Origin of the sequence: Thermoactinomyces daqus (assembly GCF_000763315.1) — a bacterium.
Lineage (GTDB): Bacteria > Bacillota > Bacilli > Thermoactinomycetales > Thermoactinomycetaceae > Thermoactinomyces_A > Thermoactinomyces_A daqus.
Genome location: NZ_JPST01000061.1, coordinates 1 through 19054, shown reverse-complemented (window position 1 = coordinate 19054; position 19054 = coordinate 1). Strand labels below are relative to the sequence as shown.

Here is a 19054-nt window from a genome sequence, read left to right as displayed (position 1 = left end):
CAAAACCAAGAAGGTGATGGATTAAGGATGATCAAAATTTTAATCGTGGATGATGATCCTCACATTCGGGAACTGATTAAACTTTTTTTAAGTAATGAGGGTTTTTCCCTTTATGAAGCAGCGGACGGGTGCGAAGCGCTCAAACTGCTGGAATCCGTAAAAGTAGACTTGGTGATTCTGGATGTCATGATGCCAAACATGGATGGATGGGAATTGTGCAGGGAACTGAGAGAGCATTATGATATTCCTTTGCTGATGCTTACCGCTAAAGGGGAAACATCGCAAAAGGTAAAAGGGTTTGAGTTGGGAACGGATGATTATCTGGTAAAGCCGTTTGAACCGCTTGAATTGGTGGTAAGAGTAAAGGCGCTCCTCAGACGGTATCAAATTAATATCTCACAAACCGTCCAGGTTGGGAAAATGCTTCTTAATCGCAAAACTTATGAAGTGGTTATGGATGGCCGCAGTATGGTTCTTCCCTTGAAAGAATTCGAACTCCTTTTTAAGCTGGCCAGTTATCCGGGAAAAACGTTTTCCAGAGATCAGCTGATCGAAGAAATCTGGGGATACGATTTCATGGGCGATGAGCGAACCGTTGATGTTCATATCAAGCGGCTGCGGGAACGGTTTCCCGAAGAAGAATCTTTGTTCAGAATCCGGACGGTTCGGGGATTGGGCTATCGGTTGGAGGATGATTCATGAGCAGGTGGCGAATCGTCTCTAATATCGCGAAAGTATGGATGCTGATCCTCTTATGTTCATCCGTCGCTTATGCAATCACTTTCGGTCTCTTTGGTTTTATCCCGCAGCCCGGTGACTTCATCCGATACATTCTGAGTGAAACGCTTGCCTTTTTGATTTTCGGATTGACCGTATTTTTGATTGGCAGGACTAAAAATTCGAAGAGATCTGACGTATTAAACACGATGACCGACGCTTTGCGGCAGATCGCCAAAGGCAACTTCCGAGTCAAACTGAATGCACAAAAACTGACGGAACAAAATCATCCGTTTGGGAAGATCTTTGACAGCATTAACCATATGGCAGAGGAACTCAACCGGATGGAACAGATGAGGCAAGAGTTCATTTCCAATGTCTCGCACGAAATTCAATCCCCGCTCACTTCAATCCGCGGCTTTGCCAATGCCCTGCAAAACGATCAGCTCAGTCCGGAAGCACGCTGGCGTTATCTCAAAATTATTGAAAAGGAAAGCACCCGGTTATCCAAATTAAGCGAGAACTTGCTCAAACTGACCTCGCTGGAGTCAGCAAATCATCCGTTTGATCCCAAACCATATCGTTTGGACAAGCAACTGAGGCAGGTCATTCTCTCATTGGAACCGCAATGGGAAGAAAAGTCAATGGAGATGGATATATCCCTTGATGAGCTCCGCATCGTGGCGGATGAAGATTTGATGAATCAACTGTGGGTGAATCTGATCAGCAACAGTATTAAATTCACTCCGGAAGGTGGTTGTATCAAGATTCAATTGCGGCAAAAAGGAAAATTTGCCGAGGTGATCCTCGCTGACACGGGAATCGGCATTGCCGAGGAAGACCAGGCGCATATATTTGATCGGTTTTATAAAGCTGACAAATCCCGGAATCGTTCCGTCGGGGGCAGCGGTCTCGGTCTGGCCATTGTGAAAAAAATCATCGATATGCACGGCGGAAAAATCGAGGTCGAGAGCAGACTCGGTGAGGGAACAAAAATGATCGTCACGATTCCTTGCGGTTATGAAATCTAGTTTGGAGGTTTATGGATGGAACAAACAAGACCCGCTGTGAAAGTAACATTAAAGCAGTTTATCGATTTGGTCGATCTACGCGCATTACCCAAATTTTTAGTCGTTCTTATCTTGGGATTGAGTCTGGTTTCAACCATTGCCAGCCTGGTCGTGCCATGGTTCACCAAAAATATCATTGATGTGATGACAGTCAAATCATTGGATCTGAAAACGATCCTGCTTCTGCTCGGATCTTTTATCATTCAGGCGGCTTCAGCCGGTTTTTCCACCTATTTTCTGGCTTTCCTCGGGGAAAAAGTGGTCGCCAATCTGCGTAAACGCCTGTGGAATAAAACTTTGGTACTTCCTGTTTCCTATTTTGATCATCATCAGTCCGGGGAAACAGTGAGCCGCATCAATAACGACACAGCCGTGATCAAAAATTTAATCAGTGTGGAGTTGGTTTCGATTTTTACCGGAGTCATCTCTCTGATCGGCTCATTAGTGGTTTTGCTCTATCTGGATTGGTCAATGACGCTGGTCATGCTTACTTCTGTCCCGATCATTTTTTTCATTATGCGGCCGATCGGGAGGAAAATGTATTCGATTTCCAAGAGTTTGCAAGGGGAGATGGCCAGTTTCACCAGCCTGCTCACACAGGTTGTTTCGGAAATTCGCCTGGTTAAAGCGTATGTGGCTGAGCAGGTGGAAAAGAAAAACGGAGAACAAAAAATTGATCATCTGTTTCAAGTCAGCCTGAAAGAGGCAAAATGGACGGCGGTCCTGCAGCCGATGATGTCCTTTGTGATGATGTTCATGCTCGTCGTGATCATCGGTTATGGGGGATATCGCGTTGCATCTGGTGCTTTGAGTGCGGGAGACCTGGTCGCCTTTATTCTGTATTTGTTCCAAATCATCATGCCGCTCACCATGATGACCCGCTTTGTTACCAGTGTGCAAAAAGCGATGGGGGCCACCGAACGGTTGATGCAAATTTTGGATCATGAGCAGGAAGAAGTGAACTCCGGGAACAAAAAGATTGATCTGTCCCAGCCGATCCATTTTGATCAGGTCAAATTTGCTTATCCAAACCATGAAACGGTTATTCACGGTGTGAGTTTTACCATTCATCCCGGCAAGATCACGGCGATTGTCGGTCCGAGCGGAAGTGGGAAAACAACGCTCTTTGCGCTGTTGGAGCGGTTCTATCAGCCGACAGAAGGAGCAATCCGCCTCGGCGATACGCCGCTTTCCGAATTCGGGCTCCGGCAATGGCGCAGTGAGATCAGTTATGTATCCCAGGAAAGTCCGCTTTTGGCAGGAACGATACGGGAAAATATCTGTTATGGGATGGATCGCGAAGTTTCGGATGAAAAGCTGGAGAGAGCGGCCGAACTTGCTTATGCGGATGAGTTCATCAGGCAGTTGCCCAACGGGTTTGATACAGAAGTAGGCGAACGGGGGATCATGTTATCCGGAGGGCAGCGACAGCGGATTGCCATTGCCCGGGCGATTCTGCATGATCCCAAAATCCTGATGCTGGACGAAGCGACATCGGCTTTGGATTCCACTTCGGAGAAAGTGGTTCAGGAAGCACTGCAAAATCTGATGAAGGGGCGGACCACGCTCGTCATCGCGCACCGTTTATCCACTGTGGTTGATGCCGACCAGATTTTGGTTCTGGAAAAAGGAAGGGTGACAGGGATGGGCAACCACGAACAGCTGCTCAGAGATCATCCGCTTTACCGAAAGCTGGTGGAACAACAGTTTAAGTGGGAATTGCAAAACGGGAGGGCCAGTTAGGTTTTATTGCAAATTAATGTTGTTTGTCATGGCATGAAAGGATATATTATAGATAGATGTTATCTATAATAGCAACTGGAGTTGTCCCGAGATGCATTGCAGTGTTGGGGTAGAATATGCCTTGCATGGTTTGGTTCGTCTTGTGAATCCACCAGTGAACCAACCGGTCGGGATCAAGGGATCAAGGAATCAGCCAAATATCAAGGTGTATCTGAATCCTATTGATCCAAAATCTTCACGAAGCTGGCCAAAGAGGAGATCATCCGTTCCATCTCGGGAGCAAAAGGCGGTTTTGAGCTGGCAAAAGTGCGAAATCCATCTCTTTTTGGGATGTCGTTGTTGCAATCGAAGGATCAAAACCCATTTTCCAGTGCAGAAATATCACCAGCGAGTGTATTTTGTGTCGGGAAAATGGGATTCCTTCCTGCTTGAATTCAGCCCCCTGCCGGATCAATTTGGTCATGTTGGAAGCGGAGATCCCGAAAGAAGTAAGAAGAAAACGATGGAGTGGTTCAAATCGGCCAGTAACATGTCATTTTTTTAATATAATTATAGATAATATCTATCCTCGATATCCTTTGAAAGGAGAATGACCATGCGAATAAAGGCCCAGGAGGTAAGTCCTGAAGTTTACACTGCCATGTATGGACTGGAGAAATTCGTCAAGCAAAGTGGATTGGACCCCAAACTTTACGAACTAATCAAAATCCGTGCCTCGCAAATCAATGGCTGCGCTTTCTGTTTGAATATGCACACGCAAGACGCTCGAAAAATGGGAGAATCTGAACAAAGGATTTATATGTTGAATGCCTGGCGTGAATCCCCCTGTTATACAGAAAAAGAACGCGCAGCCTTGGCCCTGACCGAGGCAGTTACTCTGATCTCTGAACAAGGGGTTCCGGATGATCTATATCAAGAAGTACGAAAATATTTTGATGAAAAAGAATTTGTCGCTCTGATCATGGCCATCAACACGATTAATGCCTGGAACAGACTGGGGATATCGACCGGTTTAACACCTCAATAACCACCCCGAGACGGATGAAAAACGGTTTTTCCCCTTTGTAACATGCTTTTTTGACCAAATTAAAAAAGCTGCTCGGATTTAAATGACCGGGCAGCCACAAGTGTTTTCGTCCATTCACCTTCTTCACTTGAGAAATCCGCTCTCTACCAGCATTTGCTTAATTTCTTCTTTGGTCATCAAAAGATCGGTAGAACTGAAATTTTCCATCTTTGCCGGCTTGGCATGGGAATAAAACTGCTTCAGCCCCGGAAGATCAATTGTCGGAAGAACGATGATATAGTTTTCATGATCGATTACGGTATGCTCTTTTTCATAATCGGAAATCAGAACTTCATGGAGCTTTTCTCCTGCTCTGGCGCCGATTTCAACAATCCGGACATTCTTTTTTCCGGATGCTTCGATCAAGACTTCGGCCAAGTCGAGAATCCTGCATGCGGGTGAGTTCATAATAAAAATCTCTCCCCCTCTTCCGTCGATGGCTGCTTTGAGCAGGGGTATCTTTTGGAGGCAAAAAGAATCGGGTCATTCTTTTATCAGTAATTTTAATCTTTAAATAACTGAAGGACACTCCCGTTGGTTCCCAGGATATTGCCACTTCTTACATTGATGGATTTGGTTTGCGAACAAATTTTATTGGCGTAAACGGTCAGTTTTTCCGCGATGGCCTTCGTCATCCCGTAAAAGTTGATCGGATTTGCAGCTTTGTCGGTCGAAATATTGATTACCTTTTTCACTTTGTTTATGATCGCTGCCTCAATCACGTTTTGAGTACCGATGACATTGGTTTTCAGGGCCTCGAGCGGTTGCTCTTCACAAACGGGGACATGCTTCAGTGCTGCCAGATGAAATACATAATCGACCCCTTTGCGGGATTTGATCAATGCTTCCCGATCCCGGATGTCGCCGATGCAAAAGCTGAGTCGGGGATCTTCCATCATTCTTTTCATTTGTACATGGCTCGTTTCATTTCTGGAAAAAACGATGATTTTCTTGGCCTTCAGTTCCAACAGTTTGCGTACCAGTTCAGTTCCGCATGAACCGGTCCCGCCTGCCACCAAAATAACTGCATCCTGAAACATTGGTTTCCCCCCCCTTTCCTTTTCAGACAAGTTGAATTCCGGATAAAATCGTTCGCCAGTGATGGTCATTTCCTTCCCATATCTCCTTATTGGGTAATTCCAATGCACAAACTTTTTCCAGTGACCAGTTTTTCTCGACAATGCCGTTTACATCAGTATGATTGATCAGGAGAATGCGAAAATCATGGGTGACCATTCCCGACAAAACAGTTTGAAGTTCTTGAGCTTGTTGCAATGTACCTTCAGTCCTTACAAAGAGAATTCGCTTACAGGTAGCGGTCTTCTCCAAAAATCGTTGAATCCGCCGGTTCAATTTCTCTTTCACTTCGGGATAGGTGTTTAATTGGGTGAGCGTATTTCTGTCTGCTTTAAAATCATGAGAAGAAACGATGTTATAGGCATCATCTGATATGCAGATATGCGGTTCTTTCGAATCCACTCCCGTGGAATACCCGATAATTCTCAAATTGGGCAACTCCATAAAACCGATAAAGCGATTCCGCAAAAGGCGGTTGATCAGATAAAGAAGGGGAAGCCATCCAATCCAACACGCCCGAATACGGCCGTAAATTGTTTTTTCTGAGCTGCAGGGCCGCCAGGCAAAGATCGCCCAAACTAAAAATTGCGTCATACTTCCCATATAAATCTTTCAATTTCATTCTCCCAACCCCTTAAGCCAAAATCTAATTTTCCTGAAATTCAGGAATCACCATCGTTTACGCTTATTGGAAATGGCGCTGTTGTAAACTGTCAAGACTCTGTTAACCGCTTTATCCTGATCCCAATGAATCAATCCTCAGTTTCTTGCGTTTGTTCCGAGTCGCTTTCGGTATGCTTCGTCTTCCAGCAATAAATTCATTTGCGCGCACAAAGCATTTGTATCTCCCGCCGGAACTATGATCCTCGTAACTCCATGCTCAACCATTTCGGGCAATCCGCCTGCATCCGTTACAATCACGGGCTTTCCGGCGAGTTGTGCTTCAATCACGGACAACGGCTGGTTATCAAAGAGAGAGGGGAACACGAAGAGATCTGCACGAGCCAACAAACTGGGGACGTCATCCCGTTTCCCGAGAAAGAGAATGTCTTTGTCCAATCCCGATGTCATGCTTTGTATCTGCAACTCCGCCTTCTTTTCACCGTCCCCGACAATCCAGCAAACCCAATCATCCCGCAGCTGTTTCAATTGGCCCAGAGCGGAAATCAGATGGTGAATTCCTTTCAGTTCGACCAGCCGGCCCGTATAAAGAATCACTTTTTTGTTGGCCGGAGTCTGAAGCGAGCATGGCTCCCCGATTCGCCTGATGAAATCCTCTGTGTTGTATCCATAGGGAAACACTTTTACCTGTCCTTCTGGAACCAGAAATTCATTGGTCAGAATTCGTTTTAACCAATTGTTTGACACAATCGTGTATTCGGCGGACGTCGCTCCGATATATTCGAGTTTGTCAAAGTACTCTCGGGCCAGGTGGGAAGTGGGAGATTTATGAATGGTCTTTAACTGGTACCTCATCTCATGAGCGACAGAACCATGCAGAGTGGCTACAAGAGGGACTTCTTTTGGTTTCGCCCCGTTGATGCATCCGGTTGAAATCACATCTTGCGTATGGATGACATCATAGTTTTGCAAACCAAAGTGAAAGGCGGCGATCTGATAACAGTAACGTTGAAGTTCGGTGTATCTCACGACTTCATTTTGACTGTGAATGAGCGAATTTTGTTGGTTGAGTTTGGAATAAACCAAAGGCAGAAGCATCTCTTTTGCCAGTTTGCGGTCTTGGGTAACCATGTGAATATAGTTATTGTCATGCCCATATCCGAGTAAATCTACCTGATGGCCCAGAGAATCAAGCTTGTTTTTAAGTTGAGTCATATAGTTCCATACTCCACCCAAATGCGGAACCGCCCAGAACGTAGCGAGTAGTATTCTCATCGCTATAATCCTTTCTTTGGATTTTGTAATATATTAAGAAATTGAAACTATGGTATGGGTGGTTGTTAGTTGTGATCAGCACAATATCTATAGAAAAAGTGATTGAAAAAACCGGCCGGAAAGGTTTCGCACATCTTTCTCGTTGCCAAGTTTGTTTATCATGGTATATGGGATTGAATATTATGTATATGAAATGTTAATGTTGCCCCTGATCAAAAAAGAGCACCGATCCTTTTGTTTCGGAAATCGGTGCTCTCCCATTTCTGCAAACCACGCTCACTGGGCTAAAATCGCGCCGTAGTGTCCATTTATCGTGATGGTGACGGTACCATTTTGCACTGTATAAGTTTTGCCGCTGATTTTGTCCGTGACCGTGCTGCCGTTGGTCATGCTGAGCTGCCAGACGGGGACTGTAACCGTGTGGCTGACGGTATCGTTATTGAGGACGACTGCAATTCGGTTCTTGGCATCAAAACGGCCATATGCGTAAATTTTATTTGGATCATCTGTCAGCAAGGTCATAAAGGAACCGGTACGGAGCGCAGGATACTCATTGCGGATGGAAATGAGCTTCCGCGTAAGGGCGACGGCGCTGTTGGAGGACGTGCCCTGGGACCAGTCAAAGGTACGCCGGTTGTCCGGGTCGGCCCCGCCTTGCATCCCGTATTCATCGCCATAATAAATCGTCGGAGTGCCGACATATGTCATTTGGAAGAACAGGGCCAGGTAGGTTTTCCATATGTCGCCTTCTGCCCGCGTGCCAAAACGGGGAATATCATGGTTGGAAAGGAAATTCATCATCGATTGCTGGACATTTGTCGGATAGTTAGCCCGCGTTCCTCTTAACCAACTGTCAAACTGCGAAGTGCTGAGCGAAGCGGGATTATTTTGATAATCTTTTCCGGTGATCCATTCGGAAACGGGTTGAGTGAAACCATCAAAATTGGTGGCTGCATCCCATTGGTTTCCCTGCGCTGTCCAGGGATTGGCGTTTCCCCAATATTCTCCAATGATGGCTGCGTTTCTGTTTACTCCTTTCACGGCATTGCGGAATTCGCTCCAAATCTGGTGATTGGTTGCATCGCTTCCGTTATTTCCGTTGGCATCCACATATTGAGCGGCATCCAAACGCCAGCCGTCAATGGAGTAAGGAGAGTTCAGATAACTTTTGGCGATTGAATCGGTGTTGTTGTAGATGATCCCCCGAACCGCCGAACCGCTTTGGCCGTAATTCAACTTGGGCAAACTGCTGAAACCCAGGAAAGAAGCGTAGGAATTGGGCCAGGCGGTAAATGTGTAATAATTAAACCACGGGCTTGATTTGGACTCGTATGCGCCTTGCGTGCTGAAGTTGTTGTATTTGTCAAACCAGGGATGGCTGTCTCCCGTATGATTGAAAACGCCATCAAGAATCAAATAGCCTTTTGGCCCGTTTGCCGAGCTGTGGATGTGGCTGGCCAGCGTTTGCAAAGTGGAATTGGTGCCGAATGCCGGATCGACCGTCATATAATCTTGCGTGTCGTATTTGTGGTTGGTCGGAGCCTTGAAGATGGGATTGAGATAAAGGATATTCGCTCCCACTGTATTCTTGATATATCCCAGTTTTTGGTCGATTCCCTCGAGGTCCCCGCCGAAGAAGACCAGGCTGTTATTATAGCCGGGATCTGCGTAAACACTGCTTCCCCAAGCCTTTTTTTCGGTGGGGGTGCCATTGTAGGTGTATTCACCGGTTTGCACATCATTGGAAGGATTTCCATTGTAGAAACGATCGGGGAAGATCTGGTACATAACCCCGTTTTTCAGCCAATCCGGTGTCTTGAAGTCGGGGATAATGAAAAAGTCACCGGAACTGGGTTCGCTGGAAGAAGGGCCGTAGGCATTGTACCATACAGTGCTGGAACCATCATTGATCTGAAAACGGTAATACTTGATGGAAGAGCTGGCAGGGATCGTTCCTCTCCAGTAATCGAAAGTTCCGGTCGGATCATTGGAATCCCAGACCATCGGGATCCAGTGAAATGCATTGTCCGCTGTATCCCAATATTTGATATTGGCGCTGGTGATATCGCCTTTGAAGGTACGCAGCTTCAGCGTGACACTCTGGGTGGAGGTGGGCTCGGGCGCAAGGTCGAAAAGAGGGCCCTGGTCATGAAACAATCCGTCCCATTCGACATTGTTGTCGTTGGACGCAGCCTTGGCAACCGGAGGTGAAAAAGAAAGAGGCAAAATCAACAGCAAGGGCAGGGAACAGGTGAGGAAACGGGTAAAACGCATGTGTAAACACCTCAGATGCAGTAGAGATTTTGTGCAAGCGGTTGCATAAAACGCTTACAACATCATTATAAACGATAAAAGAAAGAAATTCTCCTGATTATTTTAAAAAATCCGGCGATCTTACCATGAAAAAAGCAGCCCATCCGGTTGGACGGGCTGCTGTCGGGTTACGTTCCCGATTCCTCAGGTCTGTCAAAGAAACGCTGGTGTGTTTTGCGTTTCCAGAACCTGTGATAGTACACATATTGTCCGATCAGAGCGACGGTGAATGAAACGGGATAGGCGAGCCAGACCCCATACAATCCCACTGTCCGCGAAAAAATGTAGGCTGCAGGGATTTCCGCAAGAATGACAGATAAAATAATCAGCGATGTGGGCCAGAAAACCGTTCCGCTCGAACGCATCAAACCGGACAAAATGATCACATGCCCGAGGAGGATAAAGGCCCATAAAGTGAGGTACAATGACTTTTGCGCCACAGTGATGGTAGACGGGTCGGTTAAAAACAAAGAAAAAATCTGCCGGCTGAATATATAGATCAATCCCGACAAAACAATCCCGATCAAATAGTTGAGACGGACAGTCGTTTTCACTAATTCTCCCAGGCGATCTTGTTGATTGGCACCGATCATCTGGGCCCCGAAAATACCGATGGCAATTGCCAGGCTCATGGCCGGGATCTGCACATAGTTGATCACCTGATTAATAGCGCCGTAAGCGGCTGTTGCTTGTGCACCGAAATGGTTCACAAAAGTGACAATGGCGATCTCTGATAACGAAATGACAATCATCTGGATACTCGTCGGCAAACCGATCTTGGCCATCAGGCGTAAAATCTGCGGATCAAGTTTCAGCTTCTTCAGCGTGGTTTTATCCAGTGCGAGTGGATGGCGGGTTTTAAGCAGGTAGAGGATCAAAATGATGAATGTAATGAAACTGGCCAAGATTTGCGCTAGAGCTGCTCCTTCCAATCCCATCTCCGGCACACCCCACCCGAACAGGAATAAGGGGGTGAGCAAAATCGTCAACCCTGTGCTGATGACGAGAAAGTAGAAAGGCGTTTTGGAATCGCCCGTACCGCGCAACAAGGTGGTGTAAATCACATAGAGAAACAGCATGGGCAATCCTGCAAACAGCATCTGCATATATTTTTCCGAATCTGATTTGATCTCTTCGGGAATACCGATCAGGTTCAGCAATTGGTCTGAAAAAACAAGCCCGATTGTCAAAGATAAGATCCCCAGCAAGAAGCTGAACGAAAGAGAGGTTCCTACTGTTGCCTTCATCCTCTCGATATTTTTGCTGCCGAAGGCCTGACCGATGAGAACCGAGCTTGCACTCCCCAATCCGATCACAAAAGAGATGAGAAAAAAAGTGAGCGGAAATACTGCGCTGGCCGCTGCCAAAGCATCCTCCCCGATTTTTTGGCCGATGAGAACCGAACTGACCGTGCCGCCCAAAGATTGTAAAACATTACTGAATACTAACGGGATTAAGAAGATCACAAGCGTCTTCCACAAAGGTTGTGAGGAGTCGGCGGGAACTTTCTTCTTTTTTTGTTCCGAATCCATTTCCGTTATTGCCGGATTTTCCTGCGACAAAATACATGCCCCCTTTTGGATTTATTTAGGTGAAGCTCCAGATCTCTCTATGAAAATGCATAGTCTATTTTATATTTCAAAATCAATCTTGATAAGTATTGAATTTTATTTTGTTTTCCCTTCAATATTGATTTTTGGATTTATATAAATGATTGTATGTTCCTCTTTATTCTTGGCATGATGGGCGGTTGGAATACGACGAAGCGTAGCTTGCTTTGCTTGGGAAGACTCAAGACCGGTTTCAACGGCAAGTATTTCGCAAGCGCTCGCAATAGCTCGATATCATTTCTGCCTCCTGCAATTTATGACTGTTTTCGCTATACTTCAAATGAAAGTCTGATCGCAATCCATCAATGCTTTAAAAAACAGTTTTTATGAACAGAAACCTTTATTTCAAGAGAGTACGGCAGATGTCTTTTACCCAATTCTGTTGATATTTCCAACTTTCCCAGACATCATGCATCCATTTTCGAAGCATTACATCTCGAATTTCTCCCGGTTTTTCTTTCAAAACATCACAAACAGTTAGCGAAAAGGATGATTTATCCGGAGGTTGCAAAGCTGTACTAGTTTTCCGCTGTAACCATGTTCAATGGCATAATACAATCCAATTAACGCAAAAGCAGTGGTGATATTTTTCATTTCATTTCCGGAATGCTGAGCAGCGTATGCATCGACAGCATGTTGATGAATGAAATTGATGTCTTGCTTGCTAAGTGTATAATAGGTAAGTTCAGTGTATTTTTGATAGCATTCACTTGTTGCATTGTAACTGTGGGTCAGTTCAAAATGTTGATTGGGCAGCTTGAGCCCGCAACCTGGGCATTCGTCTATCTGTTTGCTTGATTTTTCCATTGCTCCGTCCCCTCTCATGAAATGGACAATAAGCCTTGGTTCGCTATCTTTATGTCAAGCGAATCATTGTGCGAGTTGTTGCATTTACATTGGAAGAAGCAGTGGTCAATAGATAAGCCCGATTCCCTTCAAATCATTGCTCGTCTGAATTTTTTGAAATGGGGTTAGTCAGGGAGTGGGACTGTGATTAAATTACACGAATTGAAGGCGATTGGCAAGAGTATTCGGGCTATTTCGAGAGAAACTGGACATGCCCGCAATGCTGTTTTGAGAATATATAAATCTGGCATGTAAGAAGACCAAACATGGAAGAAACTTTCTTCCGGCATCCTCCTTAAGGGGATGCTGTTTTTTAATACACATATTCGCTTTTCACGCAATTTGGTTAAACCGACACTTCATTCTCATTCCGCTGAATCAAAATTCCTTTTAAAAATATTTAGCAAGCGATTCTTGAAATTACTATTTTTTTAGTATTCTGAAATAGAGAGGGGTTTTTCTTATGGAAAAGCGAAAGAATTTGCGGAGAAGATTCGTTTAAGAAAAAACGGATCATATGAAGATATGAATCAGCCCCGTTAAATTAGTGGTAAATGAAGTAAAAAGCCTGGGTTCCGTCTGTGGTCAGAGGGTTACCCGGGCCTTGCATTTATCCTGCCGGTTTTTCTTTGGCGGCTAATAGTATCCTGCTCACTGGTATATTTTTGTTGAACCATCGCAGCACCAAGGAAGGCAAAAGCCAGCATCAACTCCACATCCAAGGATTTCAAGCCTTGTCGAATCCGCTCCATGCTGGCACCGGAATACATAAGCAGGGAACCGACTGTTGCAATCAGTTTACCAAGGTGAGTTGTCACTCTGCGTCCTGTAATTCATAACTCACCTTGATCAAGAACCGATTCTTTTGACTGAGCAAAGTCATCTCATGAATTCCCAGGGGGGATCACCGTAATCATTAAATGCAATCATAGAATATTCCTTACAGCAGAAAGATGAATGCCAAAAAATGAAGCGGACGGATTTGCATAATATTTCCATTTGACTTCTTTCCTTAAATATAATAAAACAAATCAAATTACTATACTTTACATTCTATAGTATCAACGATAATATAAGGTTATCGTTGGTACTGAAAAAGAGAGAAAAAGGAGAGAGAGAGATGGCCGACGAACATTATCACTCCCTCATCGTACCCCGGCACGACAATGCATTAACGCGGGAAATGGTCACACTGAATGATGCTGCGATGGAATACATTGAGCATGCAATGGCTCACAACACCCGCAAATCGTACTTATCCGATTGGAGGCATTTTGAGGAGTACTGCCAAAAACGGAATCTTCGACATCTTCCGGCCGAACCGGAAACGGTGGCCAATTATCTCTCCGAACTGGCAAAAGGCACGGCTGATGAAACAGGAAAGAAACGAAAGACTTCAACTATCCGGAGACGCATCATCACCATTCGAAAGTTCCATGACTTGTGGATGTCAGTTCAACGTAGCCAGGCAAAGGAGAAAGGGATTTCTTTTCAGGAAATGCTCAATCCAGCTGATTCGGTTGCGGTGAGAGAGACCTGGAAAGGGATTCTGCGAAAAGAAGGAGAGAGGGTGACGAAAAAACGCCCCCTGACCGCCGAGATCGTCACTGCGATTTGCAGGGAGATCCCCAATGACTTGCAGGGGATTCGGGACAAGGCGATTTTGACCTTGGGTTATGCAGGAGCTTTCCGTCGTTCAGAGTTGTCTGCTCTGGACGTGGAAGATTTGGAGGAAACCGGTAACGGGTTGTGGATTACCATTCGTCAATCCAAGACGGACCAGACCAAGAAGGGGGAGCGGATTCTGATTCAATACGGGCAAAGTAACGAAACCTGTCCCATCAGAAATTTGCGGCGCTGGTTAAAGGCGGCAGGCATCCGAAATGGAGCCGTCTTTCGCCGGATAGACACTTCGCGAAAAGAAGTATGGCCCCATCGCTTGAGTCCGCAAGGGATTAAAGACACGATCAAGCGGGTTGCCAAAAAGGCCGGGTTTGACGAAGAGGATTTTGCCGGACATAGTATGAGGAGAGGGTTTATCACGACAACCTATGCCTTGGGGCATCACGAGCGTGACATTATGGAACACACCCGGCATAAATCGTTGCAAGTGTTCCGTGGCTACATTGATGACCTCAAGAAGACCGAGAACAATCCGACATCGAATATGGGGATTTAGGGTCACTTCATGATCCGATTTGATCACCAGTTGTGTACCATCCCATCCGGAGACCAATCAAAATCATAAACGCTCCGATATGGGATGTTCTTCACATGATCGATCACATTATGAATCATATGAAATATGATTTGATCGATGATATCAAGGATGAAAGTTAAATCTCTGATTTTCTTTGTCTCGTCTGTGTTGCTACCATTTCTGACAAATCCAAAGTGACTCGCATTTTCAAACCTTCCATCATGATTGGTACGGCTGTCCTGCCAAAATCAAGCGACAGGTTTTAATAGAGAAGTGATTGGGGAACATCAATAAAAATCCGAGCACATCCAAGAGTCTGTGAACCTCCCGGGGATTTTGCAGGATTGGAGGTTTACAGACTGATTTTGTTTTTTATAAACTGAAAATAATTGATATTATCGATATTCACACACGGGTTTAGTTGTATCCATATTGGAATTGAAACATTGCTCCAGGCGACGGAAAATTTCCTCAGTAAAATCGTTTAGTTGTATCCATATTGGAATTGAAACTAAACTCCAACTTGAAGGTAATCATCAACAGCAAGAGTTTAGTTGTATCCATATTGGAATTGAAACGGATGGAGCCGATCTCATGAAATCCCTTTTCCGTGTATGTTTAGTTGTATCCATAATTCCAGGTGATATGTGGTGATTTAGTGCGGAGAAAAACGATTGAGCGAGTTTTTGCCGATATGAAAGAGATGCATGGAATGCGTTGGACGACGCTTCGTAGGAAGCGTCGTATTCAGATGTACAGTCTGACTCCTACCAGTAATATACAATGGTAGGAGTCATCAGCTCCTAACAATATTTATTCTGCTCGGCAAACAATTTTCCAAGCTCTCTTAATAACGCTGGTGAATCGAGTCGTCCCATATGAACTTCGATAAACACCAGTTTATTTGCTTTTTCAGCTTTAGAGAGCACTTCTTCCAGTTCTTCTTCAGTTTTAATTTGAAAGCTGATGCTATTCCCATTTAGATCCAGCACATCCGGTATGCGTCTATAATTCCACCTGTTTATATCGTTATACCTCTGCTCGGCACCATGAATCATTCGTTCAACGGTGTAACCGTCATTATTGATCAAGAAAATAATCGGTTTCAGGTCATGAAGAAGGATCGTAGACAATTCTTGAGCAGTAAGTTGGAATGATCCATCCCCGATGACCAGGATATTGCGTCGATTTTGATCTGCAAGCTGTGTTCCGAGCAGTGCTGGCAATGTATAACCGATGGAACCCCAAAGCGGTTGCCCTACAAACGTTGTTTTTTCCGGAAGCTTGACAGTAGACGCGGCGAAGAATGAGGTTCCTTGTTCCGCCAAGAGTACATCGCCCGGTTTGAAAAACGATGCAAGCCGTTGCCAGAAGCGTTCTTGGGTAATTGATTCTGATGACGGAATAAACGGGCTTCCATTGCCTGCTGGATGAGGATTCAAATTCCATGTCCGATGTTGAACGTGTTCCGTTAATTGTTCTAATGCTTCGCGCATAGAAACGGCTTGGAACACTTCATTATTGATTCGAGCATACGAAGGATGGATTTCAATAATGTTGGTCTTCTCAAGATCGTGAATAAAACGGAAGCCGCCTGTAATTGAGTCTGTCAGCTTAACACCAATTAAAATAAAGCAGTCACTCTCTTGAATGCATTGTTTTAAAAAGTCCTCACTTAATTGTCCTGTATGAACTCCAATGAACTGAGGGTGAGTTTCATCGATTACCCCTTTCCCCATACTAAAGGACGCTATGGGATATCCGGATGCTTCTACAAATGTGCGCAATTGATCATATAAGCGGTAACGATTCACTTCATAATCAGCTAAAATAAACGGTGAATTTGCTTTATTGAGCTCTTCTGCCGCTTTTTGTACAAATTTATTTAATTGTGTAGGGTCGCTCACAGGTTCAGGTAAGGCGAGAGAAGTTTGTGGTGCATCAATTTCTTTATAGCTTATATCCGCTGGGATATTGATGTGAACCGGTCTTTTTTGCAGCCAGCATTCACGGAGAACACGGTCGATTTCTTCAGCTGCATTCTCTTCGGTCAACATGGTTTGGGCAACAGTAACCTCTTTGAACATATTCATAAAATGCGTAAAATCGCCATCGCCCAACGTGTGATGAACCAATGCACCCTTTTTCATCACTTTCGTCGACGGCGTACCGGTAATTTTGACCACAGGGACTTGTTCAGCATAAGATCCGGCGATCCCGTTGATCGCACTCAGCTCGCCGACACCAAATGTGGTCACAAGGGCAGCGATGCCATTCACCCGTGCATATCCGTCTGCAGCATACGCTGCATTTAACTCATTACAATTCCCGATCCATTCCAAACCTTCCATATTAACAATTTGATCGAGAAATCCGAGATTATAATCACCGGGCACACCAAAGACATGCCGGACGCCCATCTCTTTAAGCCGAAGAAGTAAGTAATCGCCAACCGTTATTTTTTTGCTCATCTATCTCATCCCTCTCGATAAACGATGGTTATAATAGAAATAAACACTTATAGCACTGTCGCAAAATAGGTCAATCACATTGACCTATTACAGAATACATCACTATCCAAAAAAGGTCAAGTATATTGACTTATATTGGGATGTATTGTTATTCACTTAGAAGGAAGGAAATGAAATGGATAAAAATCAAGAAGAGCAATTAAATCAAGTCTTAGTCATGTTTTATTTCGCTTACAAAACTTTTACGGAAAAACCTGATGAAATCATAAAAGAATATGGAATCCAACGCTTACATCATCGCATTATGTTTTTTGTCGCCCGATTTCCTGGATTAAGTGTCAATGAATTACTATCGCTGTTGGAAATAAGCAAGCAAGCTCTTAATAACCCCTTGCGTCAACTGATTAAAAAAGGACTGATCACAACCAAGTCCTCTGATCAGGACCGCCGCATTAAACAACTGATTCTGACAAAAGAAGGTGAAAAACTGGAAAAAAAACTTAGTCAGGTGCAAAGAGGGCAAATGAAAAAAGTGTTTACTGATCTTGGAGAGGATTACCAAAATGCGTGGTTAAAGGTAATGACAAAGCTGTCAAATGACCGCGCTGGTTATCGAGTATGGTCGGATAAACAAAACGATAAATCAAAATGATCATAAAGCCATATAAAAACCCTGCGAATGAAAATGATTAATCGAAGGGTTTTTCTTCAGTCTGAAACCTCCACTGATTCATTCAGCGGAGGTTTTCTTGTCTTGAGGCGAAGAAAAAGAGATAGAAGAATATTGACTGGAATAGTAAAAGCTGCCCCCGACAAAAGGGCAGCTTTTTCATTAGCTTTTGCACTGAAAAACGGATACCGGCCATTATTTAGGCGATCGAATTTGCAACATCTCGTAAAATACTTTAATGGTTCCCATAATATCAATTCGGTCATCGATGTAATGCTGCATGTTATATCCGTTAAACAGAGCCATTGCAGCGGTCGCCAAGGTTCTTGCATCAAGCGGACTGCCAATAAGCCCCTCTTTTCTCATGGCTTCAATAAACTGCGTAAGGTCCTGTCGCCACTCTTCCATCTGTTTGGCCAATTCTTGTTGAACTTGAGGCAAGTATTGACACGTCATGGCTGAATGAAGGAGAACGGCGGAAAAACCCTTTTCGTATGTCTTGACCACCATATCAGTGGAAAACTTTACAAAATCATCAACCAGGTCGCGGTTTTCTTGGGTCAAAAGCTCCCGCAAATCCTCAAAATAAAAGCTAATCCCATCCCGGAGAACCTTCATCAAGAAATCCTCTTTGGTTGCAAAATGAGCGTAGAATGCGCCTTTGGAAAGTCCTGCTTCCTTTACAATCTGATCGACACTGGTGTTGCTGTACCCATATTTGGCAAACAAAACAATTCCTGCGTCTACCAGCTTTTGAATGGTACGTTCTGTCATCTCTTGTTGTTTCATGAAATATCCCCTATTTTCAGAAATTTTTTAATTAACATATTGATTATAACATGAAAAATGTTTAAAATAAAGATACACCAACCAGTCGGTTTAAATACACTGACTAGTTGGTGTGAAAACAACCTAAAGGTTGCTCAAAGGAGGAGATTTGATGTTAAAACGATTTTTGATGGGTCTCTTCACAATTGTGGCTGTAGTAAGTTTTAGTACTCAAACTTTCGCAGCTGCGCAAACAAGCCGCCATATTTATGTAGATTCTATGTCAGACAATTCCGCGCCTTTGTCAGATGCATCCAGAGTGTATGTATACAAAGGTCAAGTGCTTGATGCAGATGTATCTTCTCTTGGAAAGCAACCAGTTTGGGTACACATTTATTCGGGTGGGAAAACCTTATTCAAAGGGTACGTAAACTTAAGCATAGACTGGAAAAACAAGCATGTACCCGTAGGGTATGTGAACATCGAAATGTCTTGTAGTTGGTTAGATGATTTTTGTGCTGGTGAAGGTATGTTAAGAGCTCATAACTAAAAATACTGTTTAGAAATCCCATCCTGTACAGGATGGTTGAGATTGATGACAAACCCC

Annotated in this window: 12 protein-coding genes and 3 pseudogenes; 7 read left to right on the top strand and 8 right to left on the bottom strand. The window is 44.3% G+C overall.

The window, feature by feature from the left end:
- Positions 1-27 precede the first annotated feature (27 nt).
- From JG50_RS0116785 to JG50_RS0116765, 4 genes are all read left to right on the top strand, one after another.
- Positions 28-702, top strand: a complete 675-nt coding sequence (locus JG50_RS0116785) for a response regulator transcription factor (protein ID WP_033102268.1) — start codon at positions 28-30, stop codon at positions 700-702.
- Complete coding sequence (locus JG50_RS0116780) at positions 699-1748, top strand: sensor histidine kinase (protein WP_081944018.1); 1050 nt, start codon at positions 699-701, stop codon at positions 1746-1748. The genes JG50_RS0116785 and JG50_RS0116780 overlap by 4 nt, the downstream gene beginning before the upstream one ends.
- 15 nt (positions 1749-1763) lie before the next feature.
- On the top strand, positions 1764-3530 hold the full coding sequence (locus tag JG50_RS0116775; RefSeq protein WP_033102267.1) for an ABC transporter ATP-binding protein: 1767 nt from the start codon (positions 1764-1766) through the stop codon (positions 3528-3530).
- A 589-nt stretch (positions 3531-4119) separates the two neighbouring features.
- Positions 4120-4557, top strand: coding sequence for a carboxymuconolactone decarboxylase family protein (locus JG50_RS0116765; protein WP_033102265.1), 438 nt, complete (start codon positions 4120-4122; stop codon positions 4555-4557).
- 123 nt (positions 4558-4680) lie between these two features.
- Here JG50_RS0116765 and JG50_RS18440 read toward each other — a convergent pair.
- From JG50_RS18440 to JG50_RS18425, 6 genes and pseudogenes are all read right to left on the bottom strand, one after another.
- A pseudogene (locus tag JG50_RS18440) lies at positions 4681-5636 on the bottom strand (polysaccharide biosynthesis protein).
- Positions 5637-5658: 22 nt separating this feature from the next.
- Positions 5659-6295, bottom strand: a pseudogene (locus tag JG50_RS18435) (DUF1796 family putative cysteine peptidase).
- A gap of 137 nt (positions 6296-6432) precedes the next feature.
- Complete coding sequence (locus tag JG50_RS18430) at positions 6433-7569, bottom strand: glycosyltransferase family 4 protein (RefSeq protein WP_081944017.1); 1137 nt, start codon at positions 7567-7569, stop codon at positions 6433-6435.
- A 276-nt stretch (positions 7570-7845) separates the two neighbouring features.
- Positions 7846-9843 (bottom strand): glycoside hydrolase family 13 protein, encoded by a 1998-nt coding sequence (locus JG50_RS0116745; protein ID WP_033102264.1) that lies wholly within the window; start codon positions 9841-9843, stop codon positions 7846-7848.
- 167 nt (positions 9844-10010) lie between these two features.
- Positions 10011-11414, bottom strand: a complete 1404-nt coding sequence (locus tag JG50_RS0116740; RefSeq protein WP_052154446.1) for an MATE family efflux transporter — start codon at positions 11412-11414, stop codon at positions 10011-10013.
- Between the two features lie 418 nt (positions 11415-11832).
- Positions 11833-12299, bottom strand: a pseudogene (locus JG50_RS18425) (DUF5946 family protein).
- A 1159-nt stretch (positions 12300-13458) separates the two neighbouring features.
- Between JG50_RS18425 and JG50_RS0116725 the strand changes: the two are divergent.
- Positions 13459-14517, top strand: a complete 1059-nt coding sequence (locus JG50_RS0116725) for a site-specific integrase (protein WP_052154435.1) — start codon at positions 13459-13461, stop codon at positions 14515-14517.
- Positions 14518-15341: 824 nt separating this feature from the next.
- On the opposite strand, the gene JG50_RS0116720 is transcribed toward JG50_RS0116725, so the two are convergent.
- Complete coding sequence (locus tag JG50_RS0116720) at positions 15342-17009, bottom strand: alpha-keto acid decarboxylase family protein (RefSeq protein ID WP_033102262.1); 1668 nt, start codon at positions 17007-17009, stop codon at positions 15342-15344.
- A 175-nt stretch (positions 17010-17184) separates the two neighbouring features.
- On the opposite strand from JG50_RS0116720, the gene JG50_RS0116715 reads away from it, so the two are divergent.
- Positions 17185-17661, top strand: a complete 477-nt coding sequence (locus tag JG50_RS0116715) for a MarR family winged helix-turn-helix transcriptional regulator (protein ID WP_033102261.1) — start codon at positions 17185-17187, stop codon at positions 17659-17661.
- Positions 17662-17874: 213 nt separating this feature from the next.
- Here JG50_RS0116715 and JG50_RS19570 read toward each other — a convergent pair whose 3' ends face one another.
- Complete coding sequence (locus tag JG50_RS19570) at positions 17875-18468, bottom strand: TetR/AcrR family transcriptional regulator (RefSeq protein WP_081944016.1); 594 nt, start codon at positions 18466-18468, stop codon at positions 17875-17877.
- Between the two features lie 151 nt (positions 18469-18619).
- Here JG50_RS19570 and JG50_RS0116705 point away from each other — a divergent pair, with 151 nt between their 5' ends.
- On the top strand, positions 18620-18997 hold the full coding sequence (locus JG50_RS0116705) for a hypothetical protein (RefSeq protein ID WP_033102260.1): 378 nt from the start codon (positions 18620-18622) through the stop codon (positions 18995-18997).
- The last annotated feature ends 57 nt before the right edge of the window (positions 18998-19054 follow it).